We start from the raw sequence: 23,402 nt of genomic DNA, 5'->3' as shown, positions 1-23,402 counted from the left end.
GCATGGCCTTCTCCGCCGTCCTCCGGTCCGAGTGGACCAAGATCCGCACGGTCGCCTCCACCAGCTGGACCCTGGCCTCCGCCCTGGTGGTCACCGTCGGGATCAGTGCCGCGCTGTGCGTGGTCATCAACAACAGCTTCGAGGGGATGAGGCCCGAGGAGCGGGCCACCTTCGACCCGACCCTGGTGAGCTTCGCCGGCATGACCCTCGGCCAGCTCGCCGTGATCGTCTTCGGTGTCCTGGTGGTCGGCACCGAGTACAGCTCGGGCATGATCCGCACCTCGCTGGCCGCCGTGCCCCGGCGCGCGGAGCTGCTCTTCGGCAAGCTCACAGTGGCCACCGCCCTCGCGCTCGTCGTGGGCCTGGCCACCAGCTTCCTGTCCTTCTTCCTCGGACAGGCCATCCTGGGCGAGCGCAGCATCAGCATCGACGAGCCGAACGTACTGCGGGCGGTGATCGGCGCCGGCCTCTACATGGCACTGATCGCCCTGCTCTCCATGGGTGTGGCCACGATGCTGCGCAGCTCGATCCTCTCGCTCGGCATCCTGATGCCGTTCTTCTTCCTGATCTCGAACATCCTCGGGGCGGTACCGGCGACCCGGAAGGTCGCGCGGTACTTCCCGGACCAGGCCGGCGGCAAGATCATGCAGGTCGTCCCGAACGCGATGGGCAGCGAACCGTCGCCCTACGGCCCCTGGGGCGGCCTGGGGATCATGACCCTGTGGGCGCTGGCCGCCGTCCTCGGGGGCTACCTCGTCCTCAAGAAGAGGGACGCGTGACGGCGGCGCCCTCCTGAAGGACTACGGGGGATGCCCGGGTCGGTCTCAGGGGCGGCTCAGGGATCCGGCAGGGGACGGAACCGTACGAGACTCGATATCCTCTTAACCCTTACGCGGGCGAAAGTCGTCCCGGCCTGGTAAGGGGCAGCAAGATGATCGAGGCAGTCGGCCTGACCAAGCGCTTCGGCGCCAAGACCGCCGTCGACCAGTTGTCCTTCCAGGTCAAGCCGGGTCACGTCACCGGTTTCCTGGGGCCCAACGGCTCCGGCAAGTCCACCACCATGCGCATGATCCTGGGCCTCGACCGGCCCACGTCCGGCCGGGTCACGATCAACGGCCTCCCCTTCCGGGAGCTGCCGAACGCCCAGCGGAACGTCGGGGCCCTGCTCGACGCCAAGGCCGTGCACGGCGGCCGCCGGGCCCGCACCCACCTGCTGTCCGTGGCCCAGCTCTCCGGGATCCCGGAGAAGCGGGTGGACGAGGTGCTGGCCGTGGTCGGCCTCCAGGACGTCGCCCGGCAGCGCACGAAGGGCTTCTCGCTCGGCATGGGCCAGCGGCTCGGCATCGCCACCGCCCTGCTCGGCGATCCGCAGGTGCTCCTGTTCGACGAGCCGGTCAACGGCCTCGACCCCGAGGGCATCCTCTGGGTCCGCAACCTCATGCGCCGGCTCGCCTCCGAGGGCCGCACGGTCTTCGTCTCCTCGCACCTGATGAGCGAGATGGCGCTGACCGCCGACCACCTGATCGTCATCGGCCGGGGACGGCTGCTGGCCGACATGGGCACCCAGGAGTTCATCGCGCACAACTCGGCCGGATTCGCTCGGGTGCGCGCGGCCGACACTGATCCGGATGGCTGGGACACGCTGGGTGCGATCCTCACGGAGGCGGGCGGCCGGGTCCTCCAGGAGCCCGACGGAGCACTGCGCGTGACCGGTCTGGAGCTTGCCCGCATCTCGGATCTCGCCCACGGGGCCGGCGTACGGCTGTGGGAGCTGTCACCGCACCGGGCCTCGCTGGAGGAGGCGTACATGCGGATGACCCAGTCCGCCCTCGAGTACACCTCCACCGACGACCCGCGGGCCGAGCTGTGGGAGCCGGAGCCCCTCACCGTCCCGGCGTGGGAGGACGGTCCGACGGCCCCGGAGGTCCCGCAGACGGGCTTCTTCGCGCCGCCGCCCCCCGCAGCGGGCGGCCGGCCCTTCCTGATGCCCAGCAAGCCGGGCGAGCTCGCCCGCTCCGCCGAGAACGACCCCGAGGACGCCAGATGACCAGCCCCTCCGGCGCGCGGACCGCCGCGACGTACAGCTCGCCGCTGCCCGCGCTGCGGCCGCACCTGGGGCACGCCCTGGCCTCCGAGTGGACCAAGATGGTCTCGGTCCGTTCCACGCTGTGGACCCTCGGCTCGCTCGTGCTGACGGTCGTCGGCTTCGGCCTGCTCTTCGTCGTGCAGACCATGGACCGGGACTACACGGGGATCTCCTTCATCACGCCGGCGCTCTTCGGCCTGCTGATCGGGCAGATCGCGGTGATGGTCCTCGGCGTCCTGACGATCAGCTCGGAACACGCGACCGGCCTGGCGCGGACCACCTTCACCGCTGCCCCCGACCGCTATCGGGTGCTCACCGCCAAGTACCTCGTCTTCAGCATCACGGCCTTCCTCACGACCGCCGCGGCCGTCTTCGTGGTCGGGGTGTCCGCGCGGATCACGCACGGCGGGGCCGCCGCCGGACGGCACGGGGCGAGCGAGTGGCTCGGCGCGCTGGCGGGCAGTTTCTACGTCACCCTGCTCGGCGTGCTCGCCCTCGCCGTCGGCGCGCTGGTGCGGCACTCGGCCGGGGCGATCGCCGTGATGCTCGGCCTCGTCACGCTGCCGCCGGTGATAGGGGCGATGCTCAGCATCTGGGAGGCCGTGGCACCCGTCGGGCGGGCGATCCTCCAGAACAACGCGCCGGTGGCCCTGATGCAGCTGTTCGGCATGCCTACGGGCAACGACCTGGGCGTGATGCCCAGCGACTTCTCCCACCTGGCGCTGATCCTGCTGGTCACGGGCGCCGCGGTGACCGCCTCGTACGTGTCGGTCGGCCGCCGGGACGTCTAGACCCTGTCCGGGCCTACGCCTTTCGGATCTTGCCGCGCGGGCTAGTACCGGGGCGCGTTACGGGACCGCTGCACCTTGGAGGTGCGGCGGTCCTTCGCGTTCCAGCAGGCCTTGTGCCAGTGCCGCCGGTCGTCGACGCCGCCGTACTCCGGCCACGCCACCAAGTGCGGGGTGCCGGAGGGGATCTCCTGGTCGCAGCCCGGGCAGCGGTAGCGCTTGCCCGCCGCGCTCGCGCCCGCGACGTGCCGGACCTTCCAGTCCTCGCCCTGGTACTCCTCGGTGCGCTCCAGCCCGTAGCGGTCGAGGCCGGTGCTGGGGCGTTCGTCCGGAGTCTCGCCGCCCTTGGGGCGGTTGTTGCGCGGTGACACGTATACCTCACGGATGGGCGGACGGCAGTGACTTTCTCCCAGACTACGCGCAGCGAGACCGGGTACCCGCAGGGTGGCTGGTAGCGGCTGCCGTACGAAGAGGAATGGCCCGACAATCCCAATAACTTTCGTGTCAGCCCGTGCCTTTGGCACGTGTCAGACGTTGTTGCCATAGGAAGAACCGGTCCACCTGGGGGAGGCCGCGTCAGCCGCGAGGAGGCTAAAGGCGATGCGCGTAGGAGCGTTTGTACTGGCGGCCCAGTTCCCGGGTCAGGGACAGGGAGAAGCACTGCACCGGGCGGTGCGGACCGCCGAAGTGGCCGAGGAGGCCGGGCTCGACTCGGTCTGGCTCGCCGAGCACCACTTCGTCCCGTACGGGGTCTGCCCCTCGGCGGTGACCCTGGCCGCCCTGCTGCTGGGCCGCACACGGCGGCTGCGGGTGGGCACGGCGGTGAGCGTGCTGCCGAGCACCCACCCGGTGGCCCTCGGGGAGCAGGCGGCCCTGCTGCACGTGACCTCCGGCGGCCGGTTCACCCTCGGGGTGGGCCGCGGCGGGCCGTGGGTCGACCTGGAGGTGTTCGGGGGCGGCCTGGACTCGTACGAGAACGGCTTCCCCGAAGCCCTGGACCTGCTGCGGCGCTGGTTGACCGAGGCCCGGGTGGGAGCCGCCGGCGAGCGGTACGACTTCCGCGAGGTGGCCGTGGTACCGCGGCCGTCGGAGGCCCTGGACGGGGACGGGACGGGCCCGGAGGTCATCGTGGCCTGCACCTCGCCGACGTCGGTACGGCTGGCCGCGCGGCGGGGGCTGCCGATGCTGCTCGGCATGCACTGCGGGGACGAGGCCAAGGCCGAGATGGTCGCGCTGTGGCGCGCCGAGGCACTGGCGGCGGGCCACCCGCCGGAGCACGTGGCCCGCGCGGGACACGTCTCCGCCGGGGTGTGCCAGCTGGCGGACAGCACGGCGGACGCCCGCGAGACCCTGCTGAAGGCGATGCCCGGCTGGTTCAAGCAGGGCCTGGACGCGCACGTGACGGTGGACGGCCGGGAGCGCGCGATGCGGGATCCCGTCGCGTACACGGAACTGCTGTGCGACCTGCACCCGGTGGGCACCCCGGAGGTGGCGGCGGACCGGCTGGCGGCCACGTCGCAGCGGACGGGCATCACGCGCTTCGCACTCCTGACGGAGGGCTCCGGCGATCTCGCCGCGACGGAGGAGAACGTACGACGACTCGGCGTCGAAGTCCTGCCCCGTCTCGGCTGAGATCCGCCGGCGGTACCCAGGGTCCGTCCTAGCAGTCGCGCAGTTCCGGCGACTGGTTGAGCAGCTGACCGCGGATCGAAGTGAACTTGGCCAGCCGGTCGTCCACCGAGGGATCCAGCGGGAACACCGCTACCCGGTGACAGTTCTGGAATGCCAGGCGCACTCCGAAGTGCCGCTGCAGCGCACCACGTATCGCGTCACTCGCGAGAGCGCGCAGCAGCTGCCCACGCGCCTGCTCGTCGGGCGGCGGCGTCTGGTTGTCGGCGAACTGTCCGCCGTCCACCTTCAGCTGGGCCACCAGCGAGCTGATCATCTCCCATGCGTAGGGCAGGGAGGTCCGGACGCAGTCGACGAAAGCGGCTTCGTCGACCTCGCCTCGCTCGGCCTGTTCGAGTAGGGCCGGTGAGACGTCGAGCGACATGGGTTCTCCTCTCGCGACCCCGGCTGATTGGGTTGCCGGAGTCTTACGGGCAGGGAAGGAGGTCGCGACGCAGAGTGCACGGTTCGCAACCTCCCGCTCACCACGGTAGGCGCCCCGTGGGTGGCGCACCAGGAGAATGCGCATACAACGCGCCATCGGCGAAGGGGGCTTTCAGGGGCGAATCGCGTGGAGGGCCGTCGGTCGAGTAGCGTTGCCGACCATGCGTCTCGTCATTGCCCGCTGCTCCGTCGACTACGCGGGCCGGCTCACCGCCCATCTGCCCTCGGCACCCCGTCTGATCCTCGTGAAGGCCGACGGCAGTGTCTCGATCCACGCGGACGACCGGGCGTACAAACCGCTCAACTGGATGTCGCCCCCGTGCACCCTCAAAGAGGGGAGCGGTGACGACGCCGGTGTGTGGACGGTCATCAACAAGGCGGGCGAGAAGCTCATCATCACCATGGAGGAAGTCCTCCACGACTCCTCCCACGAGCTCGGCATCGACCCGGGGCTCATCAAGGACGGCGTCGAGGCGCACCTCCAGGAGCTCCTCGCGGACCGCATCGAAACGCTGGGCGAGGGCTACACCCTGATCCGGCGCGAGTACATGACGGCGATCGGCCCGGTGGACATCCTGTGCCGGGACGCCTCCGGCGCGACGGTGGCGGTGGAGATCAAGCGCCGCGGCGAGATCGACGGCGTCGAGCAGCTGACCCGCTACCTGGAGCTGCTCAACCGCGACCCCCACCTGGCCCCGGTCCGCGGGGTCTTCGCGGCCCAGGAGATCAAGCCGCAGGCCAAGGTGCTGGCGACCGACCGCGGGATGGACTGCGTGGTCCTGGACTACGACGCGCTGCGCGGCATCGAGGACGACAAGCTCCGCCTGTTCTAGCCCCTGGCCTTCTCGTGTCGACGGCTCCGTCCCGAGGGACGGAGCCGTCGGCGTGCTACGGGCTGGTGGGCGTGACCGGCCCCGTGGCGGTGGCCGTTCCCGGACCCGTGGCGGTGGCCGTCGGTGTCGGCACGGAGCTCTCCGTCGGCGACGTGGACGGCCCCGCGCTCGTCGGCGGGGGCGAAACGGACGACGGCGGCGGGGAGTTCGGCGGCGTCGTGGAGGGGCGGCGGGACGGGGTCCGGCCCGGCGTGCGGCCCGGGCTGGGGGCGACGCTCTCCCCCGGTGCCGTGGACTCCGACGGCGGGGCCGACACGGGCGGCTCCGGTGCAGGATCGTTCCCGCTGGTCCCCGGCACCAGCGACGGCGGCGTCGCTCCCGGGGTCGAGGACACCGCGGGCGCATGCGCCGGCGGCGAGGTGTCGGAGGAGCCCAGCGCGAGGCTCACGACCGTGCCGAGCGCCACCACCGTCAGCGCTCCCGCCCCGGCCAGCAGCACCAGCCGGCGACGGCGGGGATCGCGGGCCGGTTCGGCGGCGGGCGCGGGGGCGACGGCCGGCGACGGCTTGGGCGACAGCGGGAAGGCGTCCTCGAACACCTCGGACAGCGTCGCGGGCGGCTCGGTACGCCGGTTCACCGGAACCACCGGCGTCATCCGCGTCACCGCCTCGGCGGAGACGCGGACGGGGACGGGGACGACCGGGGTCATCCGTGCCGTCGGGGCGGTCTGAGCCGCCGGAGCCACCGAGGCCGCCGGAGCCGCGGGGAGCGCCGCCCTGGAGGCCGGGGCGGCCGGGGCGGCCGGGGTCGCCACCGTCACCGCTTCCGGAGCCGCCGCCGGGAGCGCCGGCGGTTCCAGCCGCAGCGGCGGCGACGCCGCCACCCCAGCGGCCTCCCGGTCCACGACCAGCGCCAGCGCCCGCCGTCCCGCCACCGTGCCCCGCTTGTCCGCGAGCGCGCCCCGCAGTCCGATCGAGGTCTCCAGCTCGGCCCGCGCCCGGTCGAGGCGTCCCTCGCACAGGGCCAGTACGCCGAGCTCGTGGTGGAAGTACGCCTGCTCTGCGACCTCGCCCGCCTTGCGCGCGGCCTCCGCGCCCGAGCGCAGCACCCGCTCCCACGCCTCCCAGTGCAGGGAGGCCGCGAACGCGGGGGCCGCCGTCCGCGCCAGCAGCACCGCCGCCACCACGTCGGCGCCGGCCAGGGCGGCGAGAACCGCGTCCGCCTCCGCCGCGACCCGCTCCGGGGTCACCGAGGCGTGCCCGGTCCACCAGGCGTAGTGCCGGGCGGCCGTGCGGGCCTCCTCGGCCGCGGTGTCCCCGTACCCGGCCTCCTCCAGCTGACGCGCGACCCCTGCGGCCAGCCGGTACCGCGTTCCGACGGGCGTCAGCAGCCCGCAGGCCAGCAGTTCCGCCACGGCCGTGTCGGCGTGGGTGTCCCCCACCAGCGCCGGCAGGTGCGCGTGGTGCGGCAGCTCCCCGCCCAGCGCGCACGCGATCCGCAGGGCCGCGCGCGCCGACTCGCTGACCCGGGAGGCCAGCAGTTCCGCCGGGGCCGCGCCCTCGGCGAGCGTGGGCAGCGGGACCTCGGCGGCCTCGCGCGGGCGCTCCTCGAAGACGCCGGGCTCTTCCTCCTCGTCGTCCTCGGCTCCGTGGTTGAGCTCGTCGCGCTGCCGCAGCAGCGCGGCGGCCTGTACGAAGCGCAGCGGCAGCCCCTCGGAGGCGAACCGCAGGTCTTCCGCCCAGGCGGTCTCGGCGTCCGTCAGCGGCCGTCCGAGGGCCGTCTCCAGCAGTTCCAGGCAGTCGGGCTTGCCCAGCCCGCCGAGGAAGACCTCCTCGATGTGCGAGTCGTCGGAGGGGGCCCGGGTCTCGGGGGTCGCGGCGAGCAGATAGGCGCACTCGGGGGTGGCGTGGAGCAGCTCGTCGAGGGCGGTGCCGCCCATCTCCAGGTCGTCGAGGAGGACGATCGCCCCGATGTCGCGCACGCGGGCGAGGAGCTCGCCCCGCTCGGGCCGCTCGCGCGAGGCCTCGTACACGGTCGCGTAGAGCGCCTGGAGCAGCTCCGCGGGCTGCTGGTGCCCGTATCCGGAGAGCCGTACGACGCCGTCGGGCGCGAGGCCCGCGCACTGGGCGGCGACCGCGTCGAGCAGCGCGCTGCGACCGGATCCTGAAGGTCCGGTCAGGCGTACGGACCGGCCCCGGCCGAGCAGCCGGACCAGCCGCTCCCGCTCCTCCTCGCGTGCCGGCCGGTGCCGGACGGATATGGAGGGGCCCGGCAGCACGGGCGGCCGCGCGGCGGCGTCCGCGGCCCTGCGGGCGGCCGCGTCGCGCTTGGCGGGGCGGCCGGTCTGCGTACCGGGACGCAGCGGTTCGATCTCGCTGCCGTCGACCGGGTTGACGGTGAGGGTGAAGTCGCCCGCGACCAGGCTGACGACCCGGGCGGGCCCGGCCGCCGCGCCCGCCGTGAGCGCCGCGCCCGCCGCTCCCGGCGTGGGCGGCGACGGTATGGGCGGCACGGGCGGCACGGAGCTGCCCGCGGACTGCTCGTCCTGCCCGGTATGCCCCTGTGTACGGTCCATGACCAAGTCCCCCATCGCGGGCCGCGCGCCTCGCCGTCGTACCGCCCGGCCGTCGCGCACCCGCGGGCGCTCCTGGTCCGGTTTCCGCCCGAACCCTAGACCGTGGCCGGTCGTGCGGGAAACCGCAGGGGTGCGATCACCACCGGACCGTTACGTTTCCGCAGGAAATGCAAAGGTCAGCGGCTTGCGGGATCAGACCCGGGGCAGGGACTCGGCTTCCAGGCCGCCCTCGATCGCGAGGATCCGGTGCAGCCGGGTCGCCACGAGCAGCCGCTGCATCTGGGGCGGCACCCCGCGCAGGACGAGGCGTCGTCCGGTCCGGCCGGCCCTCCGGTGCGCGCCCATGATCACGCCGAGGCCGGTCGCGTCCCAGGAGTCGAGCCCGGTGAGGTCGAGCACGAGGTCGCCGTGGCCGTCGTCGAGGGCGGTGTGGAGGACCGTACGGGCGTCCGCCGCGCTGCGCACGTCGAGGCGGCCCCCGACAGCGAGTTCGGCGTGGTCGCCCCTGATGTGCATGTGTACTCCCGGCGGTACTGCGTACGTATGGTCCGACTGGTCCGTGGTCGGCAACTCTCACTGCAACTGACTGCCGCACGGGCAGGGAAGTTGCCGACCGTGAGCGAACCGATACCTAAATCACCCTGAGGGGTGACGGCATTCGAACGATGGTGCTCAGTGGCTGGCCCGGCCTCAGTGCTTGTAGAAGCCCTGCCCGCTCTTGCGGCCGATGTCGCCCGCGTCCACCATGCGGCGCATGAGCTCCGGCGGCGCGAACTTCTCGTCCTGGGACTCGGTGTAGATGTTGCTGGTGGCGTGCAGCAGGATGTCGACACCCGTGAGGTCGGCGGTGGCCAGCGGCCCCATCGCGTGTCCGAAGCCCAGCTTGCACGCGATGTCGATGTCCTCGGCGGAGGCCACGCCCGACTCGTACAACTTGGCGGCCTCCACGACCAGCGCGGAGATCAGACGGGTCGTCACGAAGCCGGCGACGTCGCGGTTGACGACGATGCAGGTCTTGCCGACGGACTCGGCGAACGCCCGGGTGGTGGCGAGGGTTTCGTCGCTCGTCTTGTAGCCGCGCACGAGCTCGCACAGCTGCATCATCGGGACGGGCGAGAAGAAGTGCGCGCCGACGACCCGCTCCGGACGCTCCGTCGCGGCCGCGATCTTGGTGATCGGGATGGCGGAGGTGTTGGAGGCGAGGATCGCGTCCTCGCGGACGATCTTGTCGAGGGCGCGGAAGATCTCGTGCTTGATCTCGATCTTCTCGAAGACGGCTTCCACGACGATGTCGACGTCGGCGACGGCGTCGAGGTCGGTGGTCGTCGTGATGCGCGCGAGCGCCGCCTCGGCGTCCTCGGCCGTCATCTTGCCCTTGGAGACGAACTTGTCGTACGAGGCCTTGATCCCGTCCGTTCCGCGGGTCAGCGCGGCGTCGGTGACATCGCGCAGGACGACGTCCCAACCCGCCTGAGCGGAGACCTGAGCGATCCCGGAACCCATCAGTCCGGCACCGATGACGGCGAGCTTCCCAGCCACTGCACACCCCACGTATTTGATATGGCCCAGCCTTGATACGGCCCAGCATGCCTCGAAACGGCCCAGTCTCCTGGCCCCTCCGGCGGAGACTAGCGTCCGGGCGGTGCCGAGTGACCCCGAAGTAACACGCGTCACGTCTCAGATGACGGACATCACACCGGGACGGGTCAGCCGCCCCCCGGTTCCCTCAACCGCTCCTCGATCGCCCGCAGTCGCCCGACCTCGCGCGCCGCCGCGTCGCCCGCCAAGACGTCGACCCGCTTGGCCAGTTCGGCCCGCTGCCAGATTCCGAACATGTCGGTCAAACCGCTATCTCTTCACCCTCCGGGCCCCTTTCGGGCCCGGCTGCGGACGGTACCGGGCACGCGAGCGGCTCCGCGTGCGATTTTCCACCGGGCCTCACTACTCTGGCGGCATGGTGAACCTCACGCGCATCTACACCCGTACCGGCGACAAGGGCACGACCGCGCTCGGCGACATGAGCCGCACGGCCAAGACCGACCTGCGGATCGCCGCCTACGCCGACGCCAACGAGGCCAACGCGGCCCTGGGGACGGCCATCGCGCTCGGCGGGCTGTCGGCGGAGGTCGTGAAGGTCCTGGTCCGGGTGCAGAACGATCTCTTCGACGTCGGCGCGGACCTGTGCACCCCCGTCGTCGAGAATCCGGAGTACCCGCCGCTGCGGGTGGAGCAGTTCTACATCGACAAGCTGGAGGCGGACTGCGACCACTTCCTGGAGCAGGTGGAGAAGCTGCGCAGCTTCATCCTCCCCGGCGGCACCCCCGGCGCGGCCCTGCTGCACCAGGCCTGCACGGTGGTCCGGCGCGCCGAGCGTTCCACGTGGGCGGCGCTGGAGGTGCACGGCGAGGTGATGAACCCGATGACGGCCACCTACTTGAACCGCCTCTCCGACCTCCTGTTCATCCTGGCCCGCGTGGCCAACAAGGAGGTCGGGGACGTGCTCTGGGTGCCGGGCGGCGAGCGGTAGCCCGCGGGGGCCTTCTTCGGCCAGATCGTGTAGGTGACGGCGATCAGGCCGTGGATGGCGACGGCCCGCAGGGCGCCGAACTGCCACGCCTTGAGCGAGCTGACGTCGCCCGCGTCGCCGACGTACCAGATCGCCGCCTGGAGCAGGCCGAGGGCCACGGCGGCCGCGAGGACGGTACGGGCCCACAGCTTCCACTCGTGGACGGTACGGGCCCTCCCGTACCCGGCGCCCGCCGGCTTGGGCCCGCCGGCCAGCCGGTGGGCGGCGTGGCCGTCGAGCCACTTGATCGTGTAGTGGCCGTAGGCGACGGTGTAGCCGATGTAGAGCGCGGCCAGGCCGTGCTTCCAGTCCGGCGGGGCGCCGTTCTTGAGGTCGAGCGTGGTGACCACCAGCAGGACCAGCTCCATCAGCGGCTCGCACAGCAGGACCGCCGCCCCCAGCCGGGGCATCCTCGCGAGGTAGCGCAGGGCCAGGCCGGCCGCCAGCAGGACCCAGAAGCCGACCTCACAGGCGATGATCAGCGCGACGATCACAGGACTCTCCGTCCGCTCGGGGGTGGGACTCCCCCTCAGACTCCCGTCCGGCCGGGCCCGAAGCGTCGTCGCCAGTGACGACGTGCGCCTGCATCCTTCGATGTACCCGCGCCTCCGCCTCTCCGCCGAGGTGGCCGGCCCGCACACCCTGTTGGATGGGACCGTGACCACGAAGATCCCCCGCCCCCACCGCGACGACGTCCTCCTGGCCGTGGTCAGCGTGCTGGCGGGCCTCGCCATGTGGTCACTCGGGGTGCACCAGAACGGCAGCCGGCACTTCTTCCCCGACTGGGCCGCCCTGATCCCCCTCGTGGTCCTCGGCGCGATGGAGCTGCTGCGCCGCACCCGCCCGTCGGTGACCCTGCCCGTCGGCACCGTCGGCATCATCGCCGACCAGTTCACGGTCGGCAGCCTCGCCACCGTCCTGATCTTCACCGACCTGATGTACGCCGCCGTCGTGTACGGGAAACCTGCCATGGCCCGGCGGCTCCCGGTGAGCACCGGCCTGATCACCATCGCCGTCACCATCGCCTCGGTGGCGTGGCTGCGCACCCCGCAGGCCCTGCTGATCGGCGTGGTCACCGGCATCGTGAGCTTCGGCCCGGCCCTGACCGGCGCCACCCTGCGCAACCACCGCGAGGCCGCCGTGGCCGCCCGGCTGCGCGCCGAGCAGACCGCGCTGCTGTCCGAGATGGACCGCAGCCAGGCCGTGGCCGCCGAGCGGGCCCGGATGGCCCGGGAGCTGCACGACATGGTGGCCAACCACCTCTCCGCCATCGCCATCCACTCCACCGCGGCGCTCTCCATCGACAAGGCCGACACCAGCCGCGAGGCGCTCGGGGTGATCCGGGAGAACAGCGTGCAGGGCCTGGCCGAGATGCGCCGCCTGATCGGGCTGCTGCGCGACGCGGGGGCCGAGCAGGAGGCGGTCGCCGTGCCCTCGTTGGACGGCCTGGACGCCCTGCTCGGCCAGGCCCGGACCAACGGCTCGGCGAGCGGGCTGGAATTCGTACTCCACGACGAGCGGCCGTCCGGGGAGCCGGCGGCGGCCCCGGTGGAGCTGGCGGCGTACCGGATCGTCCAGGAGTCGCTGACCAATGCCCTCAAGCACGCCGCCCCGGGCACGGTCACGGTCCGCGTGGCGCACGCGGACGGGCTGCTGACGGTGGGGGTGGACTCGCCCTACGGGGACCGGCCGGGCCCGCGCGCCCCCGGCTCGGGTGCCGGGCTGATCGGCATGCGGGAGCGGACGGAGCTGCTGGGCGGGTCGTTCGCGGCGGGCCGGGCCGGTCCCATATGGCAGGTGCGGGCGATCCTGCCCGCCGACGAGAAGGCGGTGGAGGCATGACCATCCGGGTGGTGGTGGCGGAGGACCAGGGCGCGGTACGGGCCGGGCTGGTGCTCATCCTGCGCAGCGCGGGCGACATCGAGGTGGTGGGCGAGGCGGGCGACGGGGAGGAGGCGGTGCGCCTGGCCCGGGAGCTGCGGCCGGACCTCGTCCTCATGGATGTGCAGATGCCCAGGCTCGACGGGGTGTCCGCGACGCGCGAGGTGGTCGCCGAGGGCCTGGCGGACGTGCTGGTGCTGACCACCTTCGACCTCGACGAGTACGTGTTCGGGGCGCTGCGGGCCGGGGCCGCGGGCTTCCTGCTGAAGAACGCGGAGGCGGCGGAGCTGATCGCGGCGGTACGGACCGTCGCGGGCGGGGAGGGCCTGATCGCCCCGGCGGTGACCAGGCGGCTGATCGCGGAGTTCGCGGCTCCGGCAGCGCCGGCCAGGCCCGCCGCCCCGCCGGCCCTGGAGACGCTGACCCGCCGCGAGCGCGAGGTGCTGTCCTGCCTGGGCCAGGGTCTGTCGAACGCGGAGGTCGCGGTCCGGCTGGACATGGCGGAGGCGACGGTGAAGACGCACGTCAGCCGCCTGCTGGGCAAACTCGACCTCCGCAGCCGCGTCCAAGCCGCCGTCCTGGCGCAGGAGTTGGGCATCTAGGGGTGTTTTGGCGCACCGGTCTGGACCTCTTGACGGTTGGTCCAGACCTTTCTAGTCTCACCGCACAACACTGTGGTGAGCGTGCCATGACAAAGCGTGCTCACGGGCGGCGCAGGTCCCACCCCCATGTCGAAGTCGGCCCCACGACCGCGACGGACCTACGGAGGATCACCCTTGAGCACAGCATCCCCACCGCGCACCGGGCGCACCCGGTTCTTCACCAGAGTCGCGGCGATCGTGGCCGCGCTCGCCCTGCCCGTCACCGGGCTCGTCGCACTGGCCGGCCCGGCCCAGGCCGCCGCCTCCGCGACCGCGACGTACACCAAGGTCTCCGACTGGGGCAGCGGCTTCGAGGGCAAGTGGGTGGTGAAGAACACCGGCACCACCACCCTCAGCAGCTGGACCGTGGAGTGGGACTACCCGGCCGGCACCTCGGTCACCTCGGCCTGGGACGCCACCGTCACCAGCTCCGGCACCCACTGGACGGCAAAGAACGTCGGCTGGAACGGCACCCTCGCCCCCGGCGCCACCGCCAGCTTCGGCTTCAACGGCGCGGGCTCCGGCGCCCCGAGCGGCTGCAAGATCAACGGCGCCTCCTGCGACGGCACCCAGCCCGGCGACACTCCCCCCACGGCTCCCGGCACCCCCACCGCGAGCAACGTCGCCGACACCTCGCTGACCCTGAGCTGGTCCCCGGCCACGGACGACAAGGGCGTCAAGAACTACGACGTCTACCGGGGCTCCGCCAAGATCGCCACCGTCACCGGGACCAGCTACGCGGACTCGGGCCTGACCAAGGGCACGACGTACAGCTACAGCGTCACCGCCCGCGACACCATCGACCAGACCGGCCCCTCCTCCGGCTCGGCCTCGGTGACCACCACCGGCGGGGTCATTCCCCCGGACCCGGGGGGCAAGGTCAAGCTCGGCTACTTCACCGAGTGGGGCGTCTACGGCCGCAACTACCACGTGAAGAACCTGGTCACCTCGGGCACGGCCGCCAAGATCACCCACATCAACTACGCCTTCGGCAACGTCCAGAACGGCCAGTGCACCATCGGTGACGCCTACGCCGACTACGACAAGGCGTACACCGCGGACCAGAGCGTCGACGGCGTCGCCGACACCTGGGACCAGTCGCTGCGCGGCAACTTCAACCAGCTGCGCAAGCTGAAGAAGGCCTACCCGAACATCAAGGTGCTGTGGTCCTTCGGCGGCTGGACCTGGTCCGGCGGATTCCCGCAGGCCGCGGCCAACCCGACCGCCTTCGCCCAGTCCTGCTACAACCTGGTCGAGGACCCGCGCTGGGCCGACGTCTTCGACGGGATCGACCTGGACTGGGAGTACCCGAACGCCTGCGGCCTGTCCTGTGACACCAGCGGCGCGGCCGCCTTCAAGAACCTCATGCAGGCGACCCGCGCCAAGTTCGGCGCGAACAACCTGGTCACCGCGGCCATCACCGCCGACGCCTCCAGCGGCGGCAAGATCGACGCGGCCGACTACGGCGGCGCCGCGCAGTACGTCGACTTCTACAACGTCATGACGTACGACTTCTTCGGCGCCTGGGCGGCGCAGGGCCCGACGGCCCCGCACTCCCCGCTCACCTCGTACGCGGGCATCCCGCAGGCCGGCTTCAACTCGGCCGACGCCATCGCCAAGCTCAAGGCGAAGGGCGTCCCCGGCGCCAAGCTCAACCTCGGCATCGGCTTCTACGGCCGCGGCTGGACCGGCGTCACCCAGGCGGCGCCCGGCGGCACCGCCACCGGACCGGCCCCGGGCACGTACGAGCAGGGCATCGAGGACTACAAGGTGCTCAAGACCAGCTGCCCGGCCACCGGCACCATCGCCGGCACGGCCTACGCCAAGTGCGGCAGCAACTGGTGGAGCTACGACACCCCCGCCACCATCGCCGGGAAGATGACGTGGGCCAAGCAGCAGGGCCTCAAGGGAGCCTTCTTCTGGGAGTTCAGCGGCGACACCACGAACGGTGAGCTCGCGAACGCGATCCACACCGGTCTCCAGTAGAGCCGGTAAGCCGGTAGGGCCGGTAAAGACCGAAGCCGGGAGGACGGGTCCGCCCCCGTCCTCCCGGCTTCTTCACGTCTGAAATGCCTCAGGCCACATTGACCCTCTGCCCCGGAGGCGCGGCTTCCAGCCAGGCGAGGAACCCGGTCAGCGCGTCCTCGCTCATCGCCAGCTCCAGGCGCGTCCCCCGGTGGACACAGCCGAGGACGACGGCGTCGGAGAGCAGGGCCAGCTCCTCCTCGCCCTCGGGGGCGCGGCGGGCGATCACCTCGATGGAGGACCGCTCCAGCAGTCGGCGCGGACGCGGGGAGTACGAGAACACCCGGAACCAGTCGATCTGGTCACCGCTGTAGCGCGCGACCCCGTAGACCCAGCCCTTGCCGGAGATGTCGGGCGCCTCGGCCACACCCCAGCGCAGGCTGCAGTCGAAGGTCCCGCCGGAACGCTGGATGAGCCTGCGGCGCAGCCCGAAGACAAACAGCCCGATCACCACCAGGGCTACGACCAGGCCGCTCACAAGCAGAGCGAGGAGCATCTTCACCGACCTCCTCGCTCATCGACACACAACGAAAAACGACCTGCATCGCCTCAGCCGCGACCCGGTCTGGAATGTTCCAGAACGGACCGCGGCTGAGGTCTGCCGAGTACCGGCGGTCGCCCCCCGGTACTCAGCGGTTCAAACTCCGACGGGTGTTCAGCCCGTTACGGCGCGCAGCCGGACATCCGCGCGACGCTCGGCGGCCGCATCGGCCTCCGCCTTCGCGCGCTCCAGTGCCCGCTCCGCACGCTGGACGTCAATCTCGTCCGCGAGCTCGGCGATCTCGGCCAGCAGGGACAGCTTGTTGTCCGCGAACGAGATGAAACCGCCGTGCACCGCGGCGACGACAGTGTTGCCGTCGCTGGTGCGGATGGTCACAGGGCCCGATTCCAGCACACCGAGAAGCGGCTGGTGACCGGGCATGACGCCGATGTCGCCGGACGTGGTGCGGGCGACAACAAGGGTGGCCTCGCCGGACCAGACATTGCGGTCCGCCGCGACCAGCTCGACGTGCAGCTCAGCAGCCAAGGTGGCTCCTCGGGTCACCACCCGGCGGGTCAGCCGGGTGTTGGGTCAAATTCTAATGGGCGTGGGGAGAGGGACGGGACACACCCGCCCCTCTCCGTGAAACCTTCGAACCGGATGCGCTCCGTGAGGAGCGCGCCGGATCAGGAGACGCCCAGCTCCTTGGCGTTGGCCTTCAGGTCCTCGATGCCACCGCACAGGAAGAACGCCTGCTCGGGGAAGTGGTCGTAGTCACCGTCGCAGATCGCGTTGAACGCGGTGATCGACTCGTCGAGCGGAACGTCCGAACCGTCCACACCGGTGAACTGCTTCGCCACGTGGGTGTTCTGCGACAGGAAGCGCTCGACGCGACGGGCACGGTGGACAACGAGCTTGTCCTCCTCGCCCAGCTCGTCGATACCGAGGATCGCGATGATGTCCTGGAGGTCCTTGTACTTCTGGAGGATCCCCTTGACGCGCATCGCCGTGGCGTAGTGGTCCGCCGCGATGTACCGCGGGTCGAGGATGCGGGACGTCGAGTCCAGCGGGTCCACGGCCGGGTAGATGCCCTTCTCGGAGATCGGACGGGAAAGAACCGTCGTCGCGTCGAGGTGGGCGAAGGTGGTCGCCGGCGCCGGGTCGGTCAGGTCGTCCGCGGGGACGTAGATCGCCTGCATCGAGGTGATCGAGTGACCACGGGTCGAGGTGATGCGCTCCTGGAGGAGACCCATCTCGTCGGCCAGGTTCGGCTGGTAACCCACCGCGGAGGGCATGCGGCCGAGCAGGGTCGACACCTCGGAACCCGCCTGGGTGTACCGGAAGATGTTGTCGATGAAGAACAGCACGTCCTGCTTCTGCACATCGCGGAAGTACTCCGCCATGGTCAGACCGGCAAGGGCGACGCGCAGACGGGTGCCCGGGGGCTCGTCCATCTGGCCGAAGACAAGCGCCGTCTTGTCGATGACGCCCGAGTCGGCCATTTCTTCGATGAGGTCGTTGCCCTCACGGGTACGCTCACCGACGCCCGCGAAGACCGACACACCGTCGTGGTTGTTGGCGACGCGGTAGATCATTTCCTGGATCAGAACGGTCTTGCCGACACCGGCACCACCGAACAGACCGATCTTTCCACCCTTGACGTACGGGGTGAGAAGGTCGATGACCTTGACGCCGGTCTCGAACATCTCGGTCTTCGACTCGAGCTCGTCGAAGCGAGGGGCCTTGCGGTGGATCGGCCAGCGCTCGGTGACCTCGGCGTTCGCCTCGGGGTAGTTCAGCACCTCACCGAGGGTGTTGAACACCTTGCCCTTGGTGAAGTCACCGACGGGAACGGTGATGCCCGCGCCCGTGTCGGTCACCGGGGCCTGGCGGACCAGACCGTCGGTCGGCTGCATCGAGATGGTACGGACGAGGCCGTCACCCAGGTGCTGCGCGACCTCGAGGGTCAGGGTCTTGAGCTTGCCGTCCTCGGCCGGGTCTGCGACCTGGACCTTGAGGGCGTTGTAGATCTCGGGCATGGCGTCGACGGGGAACTCCACGTCGACGACCGGGCCGATGACCCGGGCGACGCGGCCCGTGGCGGCGGCCGTCTCAACAGTGGTCGTCATTACTTGTCACTCCCCGCGGTCGCGTCAGCCATGGCGCTCGCGCCACCGACGATCTCGCTGATTTCCTGGGTGATTTCGGCCTGGCGGGCCGCGTTGGCAAGCCGGGAGAGGCTCTTGATGAGATCCCCGGCGTTGTCGGTCGCCGACTTCATCGCGCGGCGGCGGGCGGCGTGCTCGGAAGCGGCCGACTGCAGCAGTGCGTTGTAGATACGGCTCTCGACGTAGCGCGGCAGCAGGGCGTCGAGGACGTCCTCCGCCGACGGCTCGAAGTCGAACAGCGGAAGGATCTCGCCCTTCGCACCGTCCTCGTCCGGAGCCTTGTCGAGGCTGAGCGGCAGCATCCGGCCGTCCACCGCGTTCTGCGTCATCATCGACACGAATTCCGTGTAGACGACGTGCAGCTCGTCGACGCCGCCCTCGGCCGTTTCCAGCTGGATGGCCTCGATCAGCGGTCCGGCGACGCGCTTGGCGTCGGCGTAGGCCGGGCTGTCGGTGAAGCCGGTCCACGAGTCCGCGACCTTGCGCTCGCGGAACCCGAAGTAGGCGACACCCTTGCGGCCGACGATGTACGTGTCGACCTCCTTGCCCTCAGCACGCAGCCGCTCGGTGAGCCGCTCCGCCTGCTTGATGGCGTTCGAGGAGTAGCCGCCGGCCAGACCGCGGTCGCTCGTGATGAGCAGGACCGCGGCGCGCACCGGCGCCTCGACCTCGGTGGTCAGGGCGTGCTTGGTGTTCGAGCCGGTCGCCACCGCGGTCACCGCACGGGTGAGCTCGGTCGCGTACGGCATCGACGCCGCCACCTTGCGCTGCGCCTTGACGATGCGCGAGGCGGCGATCATCTCCATCGCCTTGGTGATCTTCTTGGTCGCCGTGATGGCACGGATGCGACGCTTGTAGACCCGGAGCTGCGCTCCCATGAGTCAGGTCCCTTCCGTCGTCACTTGGAGACGTTGACGGCCGGTGCGTCCTCGCCCAGGAGCTTGCCGTCCGAGGTCTCGAACTGGCGCTTGAAGCCGGCGATGGCGTCAGCGATCGACGTCAGGGTGTCGTCCGACATCTTGCCGCCGTCGGCGATGGAGGTGAGGAGGTCCTTGCGCTCGCGGCGCAGGTGCTCCAGCAGCTCCGACTCGAAGCGACGGATGTCGGCGACCGGGACGTCGTCCATCTTGCCGGTGGTACCGGCCCAGACGGAGACGACCTGCTCCTCGACGGGCATCGGCTGGTACTGGCCCTGCTTGAGCAGCTCGACCAGGCGCTTGCCGCGCTCCAGCGAAGCCTTCGAAGCGGCGTCCAGGTCGGAACCGAAGGCGGCGAACGCCTCCAGCTCACGGTACTGGGCCAGGTCCAGGCGCAGACGGCCGGAAACCTGCTTCATGGCCTTGTGCTGGGCGGAGCCACCGACGCGGGAGACCGAGATACCGACGTTCAGCGCCGGGCGCTGGCCCGCGTTGAACAGGTCGGACTCCAGGAAGCACTGGCCGTCGGTGATGGAGATGACGTTGGTCGGGATGAACGCCGACACGTCGTTCGCCTTGGTCTCGACGATCGGCAGACCGGTCATCGAACCGGCACCCATGTCGTCGGACAGCTTCGCGCAGCGCTCCAGCAGACGGGAGTGCAGGTAGAAGACGTCACCCGGGTAGGCCTCACGGCCCGGCGGGCGGCGCAGCAGCAGCGACACGGCGCGGTAGGCGTCGGCCTGCTTCGACAGGTCGTCGAAGATGATCAGGACGTGCTTGCCGGCGTACATCCAGTGCTGGCCGATGGCGGAACCGGTGTACGGCGCCAGGTACTTGAAGCCGGCCGGGTCGGACGCCGGGGCGGCGACGATCGTCGTGTACTCGAGCGCGCCGGCGTCTTCCAGGGCGCCGCGAACGGACGCGATGGTCGAGCCCTTCTGGCCGATGGCGACGTAGATGCAGCGGACCTGCTTGTTCACGTCGCCCGAGCGCCAGTTGTCGCGCTGGTTGATGATCGTGTCGACGGCCAGCGCGGTCTTGCCGGTCTGACGGTCACCGATGATCAGCTGACGCTGGCCACGGCCGACCGGCACCATCGCGTCGATGGCCTTGTAGCCGGTCTGCATGGGCTCGTGGACCGACTTGCGGACCATGACGCCGGGGGCCTGCAGCTCGAGGGCGCGGCGGCCCTCGGTCGCGATCTCGCCGAGACCGTCGATCGGGTTGCCGAGCGGGTCGACGACGCGGCCGAGGTAGCCCTCGCCGACGCCGACGGAGAGCACCTCACCGGTGCGCTGCACCGGCTGGCCCTCCTCGATACCGCTGAACTCGCCGAGGACGACCGCACCGATCTCGCGCTCCTCGAGGTTGAGGGCGAGACCGAGGGTGCCGTCCTCGAACTTCAGCAGCTCGTTCGCCATGGCGGAGGGCAGGCCCTCCACCTTCGCGATGCCGTCGCCGGCAACGCTGACCGTTCCGACCTCCTCGCGCGAGGCCGCGTCCGGCTGGTACGACTGGACAAAGTTCTCCAGTGCGTCCCGGATCTCCTCCGGCCGGATCGTGAGCTCCGCCATCTGGGTTCCCTGCTCTCCTTGTTGGGCCTGAAGCTTCTTAGGGGTCTGGGGGCGACCCCCAGGAATCTTCTGCAAGTTCTGCACGGCCCAACCGGGCCGCTAGGAATGCTTTTGTTCTTTTGGTGGCTGGTCAGCCGGCCATGCGGCGGGACGCCTCGGAAAGGCGGTCCGCGATGGTGCCGTCGATGACCTCGTCGCCGACTCGCACCGAGATCCCGCCGAGGACCTCGGGGTCCACGTCGAGGTTCAGGTGCATCTGGCGGCCGTACAGCTTGGCCAGTACCGCGCCGAGACGCGCCTTCTGCACGTCGCTGAGCGGAACTGCGGTGGTCACGGTGGCGACCATGCGGTTGCGGCGCTCGGCGGCGAGCGTGGAAAGGGACTCGAGTCCCGCTTCCAGGCTACGTCCACGCGGACGGGTGACCAGACGCGTGACCAGACGCTCGGTGACGGCGTTCGCCTTGCCGCCGAGCAGGCTGCGCAGCAGCTCGCTCTTGGCGGCGATGGTGGCCGTACGGTCGGTCAGCGCGGCGCGCAGCTCCGTGTTGGAGGAGACGATCCGGCCGAACCGGAAGACCTCGTCCTCGACGTTGTCGAGAGCGTCGCCCTGCTGGGCCGCCGTGAGGTCGGCGGTGGCCGCCAGCTCCTCCAGCGAGTCCACCAGGTCACGGGACTGCGACCAGCGCGACCGGGCCATTCCGGACACCAGGTCGAGGGTCTCCCCGCCCACCTGGCCGGCCAGCAGTCGGCCCACCAGCTCGGCCTTGGCCTCGCCGGACTGCGCCGGGTCCGTAATGACCCGACGCAGCGAGACCTCACGGTCGAGCAGCGCGGTGACGGCTGCCAGCTCACCGGCGAGCTTCGCCGCGTCGACGGACGTGTTGTCCGTCAGCGCGTCGAGACGCTCGCGCGCGGAGGCCAGCGCCTCGCGGCTCGCTCCGTTCATCGGGCCGCCTCGGCCTTCTCCTCAAGCTCGCTGAGGAAGCGGTCGATCGTGCGGCTCTGCCGGGCGTGGTCCTCAAGGGACTCGCCGACGAGCTTTCCGGCCAGGTCGGTGGCGAGCTTGCCCACGTCCTGGCGCAGCGCCTGAGAGGCGGCCTTGCGGTCTGCCGCGATCTGGGCGTGGCCGGCAGCGATGATCTCCTCACGCTGCCGCTGGCCCTCTGCGCGCAGTTCTTCCTTGAGCGCAGTGCCCTGCTCCAGCGCTTCCTGGCGCAGGCGCGCGGCTTCGTGCCGGGCTTCGGCGAGCTGGGCCTTGTACTGCTCCAGCACGCTCTGAGCCTCGGTCTGAGCGGCTTCCGCCTTCTCGATACCGCCCTCGATCGCCTCGCGGCGCTCTTCCAGAACCTTGTTGATGTTCGGGAGGAGCTTCTTCGCGAGGAAACCGAAGACGATGACGAAGGCGATCAGACCGATGACGAGCTCGGGGATCGGCGGAAAGAGCGGATTTTCCGTCTCTGCCGCGAGAACCAGGAGGTTCACATCAGTGCCTTTCGTCTAGTGGGCTGTTCGTCGAGACCGAGGATCAGGAGGTCGGGTAGACGAACGGCATGACCAGACCGATCAGGGCGAGCGCCTCACAGAAGGCGAAGCCGAGGATCTGGTTGGCGCGGATCAGGCCGGCAGCCTCGGGCTGGCGGGCGAGAGCCTGGGTGCCGTTACCGAAGATGATGCCGACGCCGACGCCGGGGCCGATGGCCGAAAGACCGTAACCAACGGAGCTGAGGGAGCCGGTGACGGCGGCAAGGGTCTGGGACATGCCAGTTCTTCCTTCTCTTTCACGGACCGGTGGGGGTTGGCCACCGGACGAATACGGGGGGCGGAGCGGGGCGGGCCTGGCTCAGTGGTGCTCGGCGAGCGCGCCCTGGAGGTAGCTGCAGGCCAGGAGGACGAAGACGTACGCCTGGACGGCCTGGATGAAGAGCTCGAAGGCGGTCATCACGATGACCATCACGAACGAGACACCCGCGTAGGCGATGCCGATGCCGTTCAGCAGGTACCAGCTGGCGATCGTGAAGAGCAGCAGCAGGGTGTGACCGGCGAACATGTTCGCGAACAGTCGGACCGCGTGGGTGAAGGGCCGCACCAGGACGTTCGAGAAGAACTCGATGACCATGACGAGCGGCAGCACGCCGCCGAGGCTCTTGTCGTAGCCCGTCAGGTTCTTGAGGCCGCCGACGAAGCCGTGGCGCTTGAACGTGACGCTCATCCAGATCGCGTACACGATCAGAGCCAGGCCGGCGGGGTACGCGATGATCGACGTCACCGGGAACTGGGCCACCGGAATGATCGACCAGAGGTTCAGGACCCAGACGAAGAAGAACAGCGAGACCATGAAGGGGACGTACTTCTCGCCCTCCTTCTTGCCCAGCGTCTCGTACACGATGCCGCGGCGCACGAAGTCGTAGCCGGCCTCGGCGACCATCTGGAGCTTGCCGGGGACGACCTTCGGCTTGGCGAAGGCGGCCCAGAAGAAGCCCACGATGATGACGGAGCCCAGGAGGGCCAGCAGCATCGGCTTGTTGAAGTACGTGCTGGTCAGGCCAGGCTCGCCCCACAGCGGCTCGAAAAGGAACGAGTGCAGGCCCGGGCCGGGGAAGCCACATCCGTCGAAGATGTGACAGTCGGTCTCGAAAGCGAGGACCTGCGTCGGGTCAGCACTCACCGCGGGCTCCTTCAGCGTGGCGCATAGGTACGGCAACCTCGTTGTGTCGGCGCGGCGCGCAGCCGCGGTTCGGCACTGGACTGGTGT

General features: G+C 70.5%; 25 protein-coding genes. 9 read left to right on the top strand and 16 right to left on the bottom strand.

Going from position 1 to position 23,402, the window contains the following annotated elements; all coding sequences use genetic code 11:
• Positions 1–2 precede the first annotated feature (2 nt).
• The 3 genes from ACZ45T_RS16385 to ACZ45T_RS16375 all read left to right on the top strand — a co-directional run bounded on the left by ACZ45T_RS16385 (position 3) and on the right by ACZ45T_RS16375 (position 2,877).
• Positions 3–779: an ABC transporter permease gene (locus ACZ45T_RS16385; RefSeq protein WP_468441979.1), complete on the top strand. Its 777-nt coding sequence runs from the start codon at positions 3–5 to the stop codon at positions 777–779.
• A gap of 152 nt (positions 780–931) precedes the next feature.
• Positions 932–2,047, top strand: a complete 1,116-nt coding sequence (locus ACZ45T_RS16380) for an ABC transporter ATP-binding protein (RefSeq protein WP_468441690.1) — start codon at positions 932–934, stop codon at positions 2,045–2,047.
• Positions 2,044–2,877: an ABC transporter permease gene (locus tag ACZ45T_RS16375; RefSeq protein WP_468441688.1), complete on the top strand. Its 834-nt coding sequence runs from the start codon at positions 2,044–2,046 to the stop codon at positions 2,875–2,877. Before ACZ45T_RS16380 ends, ACZ45T_RS16375 begins: the two co-directional genes overlap by 4 nt.
• Positions 2,878–2,918: 41 nt before the next feature.
• Here ACZ45T_RS16375 and ACZ45T_RS16370 read toward each other — a convergent pair whose 3' ends face one another.
• Complete coding sequence (locus tag ACZ45T_RS16370; protein WP_360888526.1) at positions 2,919–3,245, bottom strand: ATP/GTP-binding protein; 327 nt, start codon at positions 3,243–3,245, stop codon at positions 2,919–2,921.
• Between the two features lie 229 nt (positions 3,246–3,474).
• On the opposite strand from ACZ45T_RS16370, the gene ACZ45T_RS16365 reads away from it, so the two are divergent.
• Complete coding sequence (locus tag ACZ45T_RS16365) at positions 3,475–4,506, top strand: LLM class flavin-dependent oxidoreductase (RefSeq protein ID WP_468441686.1); 1,032 nt, start codon at positions 3,475–3,477, stop codon at positions 4,504–4,506.
• Positions 4,507–4,534: 28 nt separating this feature from the next.
• Here ACZ45T_RS16365 and ACZ45T_RS16360 read toward each other — a convergent pair whose 3' ends face one another.
• Positions 4,535–4,927, bottom strand: coding sequence for an SCO5389 family protein (locus ACZ45T_RS16360; RefSeq protein WP_030660337.1), 393 nt, complete (start codon positions 4,925–4,927; stop codon positions 4,535–4,537).
• Between the two features lie 220 nt (positions 4,928–5,147).
• Here ACZ45T_RS16360 and nucS point away from each other — a divergent pair, with 220 nt between their 5' ends.
• Positions 5,148–5,819, top strand: coding sequence for an endonuclease NucS (gene nucS / locus ACZ45T_RS16355; RefSeq protein WP_468441683.1), 672 nt, complete (start codon positions 5,148–5,150; stop codon positions 5,817–5,819).
• A gap of 55 nt (positions 5,820–5,874) precedes the next feature.
• Here the strand turns inward: nucS and ACZ45T_RS16350 are convergent, their stop codons facing one another.
• From ACZ45T_RS16350 to ACZ45T_RS16335, 4 genes are all read right to left on the bottom strand, one after another.
• A complete protein-coding gene (locus tag ACZ45T_RS16350; RefSeq protein ID WP_468441681.1) occupies positions 5,875–8,394 on the bottom strand; it encodes an ATP-binding protein in 2,520 nt (839 codons plus the stop codon).
• Positions 8,395–8,586: 192 nt separating this feature from the next.
• A complete protein-coding gene (locus ACZ45T_RS16345; protein ID WP_355410659.1) occupies positions 8,587–8,910 on the bottom strand; it encodes an STAS domain-containing protein in 324 nt (107 codons plus the stop codon).
• A gap of 174 nt (positions 8,911–9,084) precedes the next feature.
• Positions 9,085–9,933 carry a 3-hydroxyacyl-CoA dehydrogenase family protein gene (locus tag ACZ45T_RS16340; protein WP_327416478.1) on the bottom strand — a complete coding sequence of 283 codons (849 nt, stop codon included), beginning with the start codon at positions 9,931–9,933 and terminating at the stop codon, positions 9,085–9,087.
• Positions 9,934–10,100: 167 nt separating this feature from the next.
• Positions 10,101–10,238, bottom strand: coding sequence for a hypothetical protein (locus tag ACZ45T_RS16335; protein WP_468441679.1), 138 nt, complete (start codon positions 10,236–10,238; stop codon positions 10,101–10,103).
• 110 nt (positions 10,239–10,348) lie between these two features.
• On the opposite strand from ACZ45T_RS16335, the gene ACZ45T_RS16330 reads away from it, so the two are divergent.
• A complete protein-coding gene (locus tag ACZ45T_RS16330; RefSeq protein WP_468441677.1) occupies positions 10,349–10,921 on the top strand; it encodes a cob(I)yrinic acid a,c-diamide adenosyltransferase in 573 nt (190 codons plus the stop codon).
• Here ACZ45T_RS16330 and ACZ45T_RS16325 read toward each other — a convergent pair.
• Positions 10,825–11,454, bottom strand: coding sequence for a hypothetical protein (locus ACZ45T_RS16325; RefSeq protein ID WP_468441675.1), 630 nt, complete (start codon positions 11,452–11,454; stop codon positions 10,825–10,827). The genes ACZ45T_RS16330 and ACZ45T_RS16325 overlap by 97 nt on opposite strands.
• A 100-nt stretch (positions 11,455–11,554) precedes the next feature.
• Here ACZ45T_RS16325 and ACZ45T_RS16320 point away from each other — a divergent pair, with 100 nt between their 5' ends.
• The 3 genes from ACZ45T_RS16320 (at position 11,555) to ACZ45T_RS16310 (ending at position 15,468) form a co-directional block, all read left to right on the top strand.
• Entirely contained in the window at positions 11,555–12,802 is a 1,248-nt protein-coding gene (locus ACZ45T_RS16320; protein WP_468441673.1) for a sensor histidine kinase, read from the top strand.
• On the top strand, positions 12,799–13,443 hold the full coding sequence (locus ACZ45T_RS16315) for a response regulator (protein WP_468441671.1): 645 nt from the start codon (positions 12,799–12,801) through the stop codon (positions 13,441–13,443). Before ACZ45T_RS16320 ends, ACZ45T_RS16315 begins: the two co-directional genes overlap by 4 nt.
• Before the next feature lie 126 nt (positions 13,444–13,569).
• Entirely contained in the window at positions 13,570–15,468 is a 1,899-nt protein-coding gene (locus ACZ45T_RS16310; protein WP_468441669.1) for a glycosyl hydrolase family 18 protein, read from the top strand.
• Positions 15,469–15,556: 88 nt separating this feature from the next.
• Here ACZ45T_RS16310 and ACZ45T_RS16305 read toward each other — a convergent pair whose 3' ends face one another.
• The 9 genes from ACZ45T_RS16305 to atpB form a co-directional block, all read right to left on the bottom strand.
• Positions 15,557–16,003: a DUF2550 domain-containing protein gene (locus ACZ45T_RS16305; protein WP_468441667.1), complete on the bottom strand. Its 447-nt coding sequence runs from the start codon at positions 16,001–16,003 to the stop codon at positions 15,557–15,559.
• Between the two features lie 159 nt (positions 16,004–16,162).
• Positions 16,163–16,534: a F0F1 ATP synthase subunit epsilon gene (locus ACZ45T_RS16300; protein WP_030008701.1), complete on the bottom strand. Its 372-nt coding sequence runs from the start codon at positions 16,532–16,534 to the stop codon at positions 16,163–16,165.
• A 140-nt stretch (positions 16,535–16,674) separates the two neighbouring features.
• A complete protein-coding gene (gene atpD / locus ACZ45T_RS16295; RefSeq protein ID WP_468441665.1) occupies positions 16,675–18,117 on the bottom strand; it encodes a F0F1 ATP synthase subunit beta in 1,443 nt (480 codons plus the stop codon).
• Positions 18,117–19,034, bottom strand: a complete 918-nt coding sequence (locus ACZ45T_RS16290) for a F0F1 ATP synthase subunit gamma (RefSeq protein WP_468441663.1) — start codon at positions 19,032–19,034, stop codon at positions 18,117–18,119. The genes atpD and ACZ45T_RS16290 overlap by 1 nt, the downstream gene beginning before the upstream one ends.
• A 20-nt stretch (positions 19,035–19,054) precedes the next feature.
• Positions 19,055–20,650, bottom strand: coding sequence for a F0F1 ATP synthase subunit alpha (gene atpA, locus ACZ45T_RS16285; protein ID WP_401177804.1), 1,596 nt, complete (start codon positions 20,648–20,650; stop codon positions 19,055–19,057).
• Between the two features lie 130 nt (positions 20,651–20,780).
• Positions 20,781–21,596 carry a F0F1 ATP synthase subunit delta gene (locus tag ACZ45T_RS16280; protein ID WP_468441660.1) on the bottom strand — a complete coding sequence of 272 codons (816 nt, stop codon included), beginning with the start codon at positions 21,594–21,596 and terminating at the stop codon, positions 20,781–20,783.
• On the bottom strand, positions 21,593–22,132 hold the full coding sequence (locus ACZ45T_RS16275; RefSeq protein ID WP_328927680.1) for a F0F1 ATP synthase subunit B: 540 nt from the start codon (positions 22,130–22,132) through the stop codon (positions 21,593–21,595). The genes ACZ45T_RS16280 and ACZ45T_RS16275 overlap by 4 nt, the downstream gene beginning before the upstream one ends.
• 43 nt (positions 22,133–22,175) lie before the next feature.
• A complete protein-coding gene (locus ACZ45T_RS16270) occupies positions 22,176–22,409 on the bottom strand; it encodes an ATP synthase subunit c family protein (RefSeq protein ID WP_072483720.1) in 234 nt (77 codons plus the stop codon).
• 81 nt (positions 22,410–22,490) lie between these two features.
• Complete coding sequence (atpB, locus tag ACZ45T_RS16265; protein WP_468441977.1) at positions 22,491–23,330, bottom strand: F0F1 ATP synthase subunit A; 840 nt, start codon at positions 23,328–23,330, stop codon at positions 22,491–22,493.
• Positions 23,331–23,402 lie beyond the last annotated feature (72 nt).

Source organism: Streptomyces sp. NPDC030995 (assembly GCF_055571215.1).
Note: the sequence above shows the minus strand (reverse complement) of the source record. Positions and strands in the feature narration are given on the sequence as shown.

Excerpts from the sequence above, each read along its gene's own strand:
- ACZ45T_RS16385 (WP_468441979.1), top strand. The coding sequence starts at position 3 with ATGGCCTTCTCCGCCGTCCTCCGGTCCGAGTGGACCAAGATCCGCACG.
- ACZ45T_RS16380 (WP_468441690.1), top strand. The coding sequence starts at position 932 with ATGATCGAGGCAGTCGGCCTGACCAAGCGCTTCGGCGCCAAGACCGCC.
- ACZ45T_RS16375 (WP_468441688.1), top strand. The coding sequence starts at position 2,044 with ATGACCAGCCCCTCCGGCGCGCGGACCGCCGCGACGTACAGCTCGCCG.
- ACZ45T_RS16365 (WP_468441686.1), top strand. The coding sequence starts at position 3,475 with ATGCGCGTAGGAGCGTTTGTACTGGCGGCCCAGTTCCCGGGTCAGGGA.
- ACZ45T_RS16360 (WP_030660337.1), bottom strand. The coding sequence starts at position 4,927 with ATGTCGCTCGACGTCTCACCGGCCCTACTCGAACAGGCCGAGCGAGGC.
- nucS (WP_468441683.1), top strand. The coding sequence starts at position 5,148 with ATGCGTCTCGTCATTGCCCGCTGCTCCGTCGACTACGCGGGCCGGCTC.
- ACZ45T_RS16350 (WP_468441681.1), bottom strand. The coding sequence starts at position 8,394 with ATGGACCGTACACAGGGGCATACCGGGCAGGACGAGCAGTCCGCGGGC.
- ACZ45T_RS16345 (WP_355410659.1), bottom strand. The coding sequence starts at position 8,910 with ATGCACATCAGGGGCGACCACGCCGAACTCGCTGTCGGGGGCCGCCTC.
- ACZ45T_RS16330 (WP_468441677.1), top strand. The coding sequence starts at position 10,349 with ATGGTGAACCTCACGCGCATCTACACCCGTACCGGCGACAAGGGCACG.
- ACZ45T_RS16320 (WP_468441673.1), top strand. The coding sequence starts at position 11,555 with ATGTACCCGCGCCTCCGCCTCTCCGCCGAGGTGGCCGGCCCGCACACC.
- ACZ45T_RS16315 (WP_468441671.1), top strand. The coding sequence starts at position 12,799 with ATGACCATCCGGGTGGTGGTGGCGGAGGACCAGGGCGCGGTACGGGCC.
- ACZ45T_RS16310 (WP_468441669.1), top strand. The coding sequence starts at position 13,570 with ATGTCGAAGTCGGCCCCACGACCGCGACGGACCTACGGAGGATCACCC.
- ACZ45T_RS16305 (WP_468441667.1), bottom strand. The coding sequence starts at position 16,003 with ATGCTCCTCGCTCTGCTTGTGAGCGGCCTGGTCGTAGCCCTGGTGGTG.
- atpD (WP_468441665.1), bottom strand. The coding sequence starts at position 18,117 with ATGACGACCACTGTTGAGACGGCCGCCGCCACGGGCCGCGTCGCCCGG.
- ACZ45T_RS16290 (WP_468441663.1), bottom strand. The coding sequence starts at position 19,034 with ATGGGAGCGCAGCTCCGGGTCTACAAGCGTCGCATCCGTGCCATCACG.
- atpA (WP_401177804.1), bottom strand. The coding sequence starts at position 20,650 with ATGGCGGAGCTCACGATCCGGCCGGAGGAGATCCGGGACGCACTGGAG.
- ACZ45T_RS16280 (WP_468441660.1), bottom strand. The coding sequence starts at position 21,596 with ATGAACGGAGCGAGCCGCGAGGCGCTGGCCTCCGCGCGCGAGCGTCTC.
- ACZ45T_RS16270 (WP_072483720.1), bottom strand. The coding sequence starts at position 22,409 with ATGTCCCAGACCCTTGCCGCCGTCACCGGCTCCCTCAGCTCCGTTGGT.